This window comes from Desulfovibrio sp. 1188_IL3213, assembly GCF_036763145.1.
GTDB lineage: Bacteria > Desulfobacterota > Desulfovibrionia > Desulfovibrionales > Desulfovibrionaceae > Desulfovibrio.
The window spans coordinates 1-768 of record NZ_JBAIYR010000694.1 but is presented as its reverse complement, the minus strand read 5'-3'; the positions used below and the strand labels follow the sequence as shown (position 1 = coordinate 768).

The 768-nt window shown below is 61.1% G+C and carries 1 protein-coding gene; it reads left to right on the top strand.

Annotated elements, in window-relative coordinates; translation table 11 throughout:
* The coding region (locus V6C16_RS14595; protein ID WP_333543608.1) for a branched-chain amino acid ABC transporter substrate-binding protein at positions 1-694 on the top strand (694 nt) is incomplete at its 5' end.
* Positions 695-768 lie beyond the last annotated feature (74 nt).

Here is a 768-nt window from a genome sequence, read left to right as displayed (position 1 = left end):
TGACGACGCCCAGGGCCGCGCGGCGGCCGGCGCCGTTGTCAAGGGCGGCTACAAGGCCGTGGCGATTCTGCATGACAACTCTTCTTACGCCAAGGGCCTGGCCGAAGAAACCCGGGCCGTTCTGAAAAAGGACGGCGTGAAGGTAGTTTTTTATGACGCCCTCACCCCCGGAGAGCGCGATTACACGGCTATTCTGACCAAGCTCAAGGCTGCCGGTCCCGACCTTGTGTTCTTTACCGGCTACTATCCTGAAACGGGCATGCTGCTGCGCCAGAAAAAGGAAATGGGCTGGGCCGTACCCATGATGGGCGGCGATGCCGCCAACCATCAGGACCTGGTGAAAATAGCGGGCAACGAGGCGGCCGAGGGCTACTTCTTTATCAGCCCGCCCCTGCCGCAGGATATGGACACCGCTGAAGCCCGGTCTTTTCTTGAAGCCTTTAAGGCCAAATACAGTACCGTGCCTGTTTCCGTATGGGCCGTGCTGGCGGGCGACGCCTTCAAGGTTATTGAAGCCGCGCTGGCCGCAGGCAACGACAAGCCCGAGAGCATGGCCGCATGGCTCAAGAATCTCAAGGACATGCCGGGCCTTTCCGGCAGCCTGGGTTTTGACGCCAAGGGCGACCGCGTGGGCGAATTCTACCGCACCTATACGGTCAATGATAAAGGCGTATTTGTCTTGCAGCCCAAGTAAACAGGCCGTACAGTGTGCTCCGCGCCCCGGCGCGGTCCGGCGGTTTTTCCGCCGCATACCCCGCGCGCCGCGAA